We start from the raw sequence: 3,460 nt of genomic DNA, 5'->3' as shown, positions 1-3,460 counted from the left end.
GCGCGGACCTCCTCCACGCGCGCACGCCACCGGGCGTCGAGGTCGGCGGGCGCCGCGTGCGACGCCAGCAGGTCGGGGTCGGGCACCGGGCGGCGCACGGGCAGCGCGCCGTCGACCGGCAGCAGCGGGTCGCGCACGACGTCCGCGGTGAGGAGCTGGGCCGTCGCGAGGCCGCACGCGTACGGCAGGTCCGGCAGGGCGGCCGCGAGCGCGACGCCCGCCGCGAGGCCCACCGACGACTCCAGGGCGGACGACACGACGACGGGCAGCCCGCACTCCTGCGCGATCCGCAGGCACGCGCGGACCCCGCCGAGCGGCTGCACCTTGAGCACGACGATGTCGGCGGCGTGCGCGCGGGCGACGGCGAGCGGGTCGGCGGCCCGTCGCACCGACTCGTCCGCCGCGAGCGGGACGGACGTGCGGCGGCGCAGCGCGGCGAGGTCCGCGACGGTCGGCACCGGCTGCTCCGCGTACTCGAGCCCGCCCGCCGCCCTGTCGAGGACCGCCAGGCGTGCGGCCGCGGTGTCGACGTCCCACGCGGCGTTCGCGTCCACCCGGATCGCACCGCCCGGGCCGAGGGCGTCGCGGACCGCCTCGAGCCGGGCGACCTCGTCGGCGAGCGACTGCCCGGGCTCGGCGACCTTGACCTTCGCGGTCGTGCACCCGCCCGACGCGCGGACGAGCCGGTGGGCCGTCTCGGCGTCGACCGCGGGGATCGTCACGTTCACCGGGACGCGGTCCCGGACCGGGGCGGGCCAGCCTTCGTCCGAGGCCTCGCGCGCCGCGCGCCACCACGCGGCCGACTCCGCGGCGTCGTAGTCCCAGAACGGGCTGAACTCTCCCCAGCCCGCGTCGCCGCGCACGAGCACGCCGTCGCGGCTGGTCAGGCCCCGGAAGCGGGTGCGCATCGGCACGGACCAGACGGCCGTCGTCGGCAGGGGCGCGGGCATCAGGCCAGGGTACGTCGCGTCGCGCGCCCGTCCGCCGCGGTCGCCGTCGGGGCAGCCGTCGTCGTGTCCGGGGCAGCGGGCGTCCGCGGCACGGCGTCGTCCCCGACGGGCCGCCGGCCGTGGCCCGTCGCGTCGAGCAGCAGGGTGCGGGCGGTCGCGCGCAGGGGACGCGCCTCGGTGAGCGCGCTGACGACGGCCCCGTCGACGAGCGCGACGGCGACCGCCGCCGGCAGTCCCAGACCGACGCGCGCGACGACCCGCTCGACGACGGCGTCGACCTGCGCGCGACCGGCCGCGAAGGCCCGCGCGAGCGCGGGGTTGCGGGCCGACCCGAGCAGGTGCTCGTAGTAGCGGCGGACGGCGTCGTCGTCGCCCGGGGGCAGGACGGCGTCGACCACGGCGTCCGCGGCCCGCGTGCGGTCCACGGCTGCGCGTCGGTCGGCTGGTGCGTCCGGGTCTGCTGCTGCGGCCCCGTCGGTCAGGGTCGCGAGGGTGTGCGCGGCGTGCGCGGCCCACTCCTCGACCATCGCGGCCCCTGCCGCGGCGGCGAGGTCGTCGAGGTCGGCGAAGTAGTAGGTCGTCGCGGACAGCGACGCACCGGCCTCGGCGGCGACGCGCCGGTGCGTCAGGGCCGCGGGCCCCTCGCGCAGGACGAGCGCGGCGGCGGCGTGCGCGAGCTGCTCACGCCGCCGCTCGCCCTTGCCTGTGCGCGTGGTCACGCGTGGCCGGACCCCGACAGCTGCAGCCCGACGACGCCCGCGACGATGAGGACGAGCGACGTCACGGTGAGGACGGACATGCGCTCGTGCAGCATGATCGCGGCGGCGACCGCGGTGGTCGCGGCACCGACGCCGACCCAGACGCCGTAGGCGACGCCGACGGGCAGCGAGCGCAGCGCGAAGCTGAGGCCCGCGAACGACGCGACGGCGAAGACGACGAACCACACGCTGGGCCACAGCCGCGTGAAGCCGTGCGACTCCTTGAGGCTGAGCGCCCAGCCGGCCTCCAGCACGCCGGAGACGATGAGGACGATCCAGGCCATGGGGGTGCACCTCCGTTGCCCGCCGGGTCGGGCCGTGGCGCCGGCCGGTCGGGCGTCGTGCACGCCGGGTGTCAGGTTCCGCCGTCCCGCGCACGATTCTGGTACGATCGTACCATAATGGTCGGACGAACTAGGGTGACCGCGTGAGCGACCAGCACCCCTCGACGGACCGGACCACGACAGGCACCCCCGGCCCGACGTCCGAGCCGCCGCTGCCCGCGGCCGTGTCCACGACGTTCGACCCCACGCGCTGGCGCACCGTCGACGGCTTCGAGGACCTCACCGACCTCACCTACCACCGCGGCTACGCCCGGCCCGACGCCGAGCAGCGCGCCGCCGGTGCGACCGGCCGCGACCTGCCCGTCGTGCGCGTCGCGTTCGACCGGCCCGAGGTCCGCAACGCGTTCCGCCCGCACACCGTCGACGAGCTGCACCGCGTCCTCGACCACGCGCGCACGACCTCGTCCGTCGGCACGGTGCTCCTCACCGGGAACGGCCCGAGCCCGCGCGACGGCGGCTGGGCGTTCTGCTCCGGCGGCGACCAGCGCATCCGCGGCCGCGACGGCTACCGCTACGCCGACGGCGACACCGCCGCCGAGGTCGACCCGGCGCGCGCCGGGCGGCTGCACATCCTCGAGGTGCAGCGGCTCATGCGCACCATGCCGAAGGTCGTCGTCGCGCTGGTCGGCGGCTGGGCCGCGGGCGGCGGCCACTCCCTGCACGTCGTCGCCGACCTCACGATCGCGTCCCGCGAGCACGCGCGGTTCATGCAGACCGACGCCAACGTCGGCTCGTTCGACGGCGGCTACGGCTCGGCGCTGCTCGCGCGGCAGGTCGGCCAGAAGCGGGCCCGCGAGATCTTCTTCCTCGCCCGCGAGTACTCGGCCGACGAGGCCTACGCGTGGGGCGCGGTCAACGACGTCGTCCCGCACGACGAGCTCGAGGCGGCGGGCCTGGAGTACGCCCGCATCATCGCGACCAAGTCGCCGCAGGCGATCCGCATGCTCAAGTTCGCCTTCAACCTCGCGGACGACGGCCTCGCCGGTCAGCAGGTCTTCGCGGGTGAGGCCACCCGTCTCGCCTACATGACCGACGAGGCCGTCGAGGGCCGGGACGCGTTCCTCCAGAGACGCGACCCCGACTGGTCCGGCTTCCCCTACGCGTACTGACGCGGTCCCTCCACCGCGTCAGGCGCGCCCCCCAGGGGGCCGGGAGCCTCACGCCCGGTCGAACATCCACGCCACGAGGTCGAGGACCTGCCCGATCCCCAGCGCCGCGCCGACGACCAGACCGACCAGCACGACCCCCGCGGCGACGACGGCGCCCATCGACGCCGTGCTGTGCTCGGGTGCTGCCAGGTGCGGTGTCGTCATGGTGACGAGCCTGCCGCGTCACCCTGCGTCGGCGCGTCGCCCCTACGTCGGGAGCTCGCGGCCCGTCGGCCCCGCCCTCGGGCGGACCCGCCTCC

The 3,460-nt window shown here is 76.7% G+C and carries 5 protein-coding genes; 1 reads left to right on the top strand and 4 read right to left on the bottom strand.

The annotated features are described in order from the left end of the window. The 3 genes from CBZ_RS19880 to CBZ_RS19870 form a co-directional block, all read right to left on the bottom strand. The coding region (locus tag CBZ_RS19880; RefSeq protein WP_130783163.1) for an o-succinylbenzoate synthase at positions 1-950 on the bottom strand (950 nt) is incomplete at its 3' end. Next, the gene (locus CBZ_RS19875; protein ID WP_130783162.1) at positions 950-1,669 is read right to left on the bottom strand and encodes a TetR/AcrR family transcriptional regulator; all 720 of its coding nucleotides are present in this window, start codon (positions 1,667-1,669) and stop codon (positions 950-952) included. The genes CBZ_RS19875 and CBZ_RS19880, both read right to left, overlap by 1 nt. Beyond that, positions 1,666-1,992: a DMT family transporter gene (locus tag CBZ_RS19870; RefSeq protein WP_130783161.1), complete on the bottom strand. Its 327-nt coding sequence runs from the start codon at positions 1,990-1,992 to the stop codon at positions 1,666-1,668. Before CBZ_RS19870 ends, CBZ_RS19875 begins: the two co-directional genes overlap by 4 nt. Positions 1,993-2,204: 212 nt before the next feature. Between CBZ_RS19870 and CBZ_RS19865 the strand changes: the two genes are divergently transcribed. Continuing rightward, on the top strand, positions 2,205-3,161 hold the full coding sequence (locus CBZ_RS19865; RefSeq protein WP_130783164.1) for a 1,4-dihydroxy-2-naphthoyl-CoA synthase: 957 nt from the start codon (positions 2,205-2,207) through the stop codon (positions 3,159-3,161). Between the two features lie 48 nt (positions 3,162-3,209). Here the strand turns inward: CBZ_RS19865 and CBZ_RS21220 are convergent, their stop codons facing one another. Then, positions 3,210-3,365 carry a hypothetical protein gene (locus tag CBZ_RS21220; RefSeq protein WP_165446871.1) on the bottom strand — a complete coding sequence of 52 codons (156 nt, stop codon included), beginning with the start codon at positions 3,363-3,365 and terminating at the stop codon, positions 3,210-3,212. Positions 3,366-3,460 lie beyond the last annotated feature (95 nt).

Origin of the sequence: Cellulomonas biazotea (assembly GCF_004306155.1) — a bacterium.
Lineage (GTDB): Bacteria > Actinomycetota > Actinomycetes > Actinomycetales > Cellulomonadaceae > Cellulomonas > Cellulomonas biazotea.
The sequence above is the reverse complement of the archived record's forward strand: the minus strand, read 5'-3'. Positions and strand labels throughout refer to the sequence as shown.

Bases quoted from the DNA above. Each gene is read 5' to 3' on its own strand.
- CBZ_RS21220 (WP_165446871.1), bottom strand. From the start codon at position 3,365: ATGACGACACCGCACCTGGCAGCACCCGAGCACAGCACGGCGTCGATG.
- CBZ_RS19870 (WP_130783161.1), bottom strand. From the start codon at position 1,992: ATGGCCTGGATCGTCCTCATCGTCTCCGGCGTGCTGGAGGCCGGCTGG.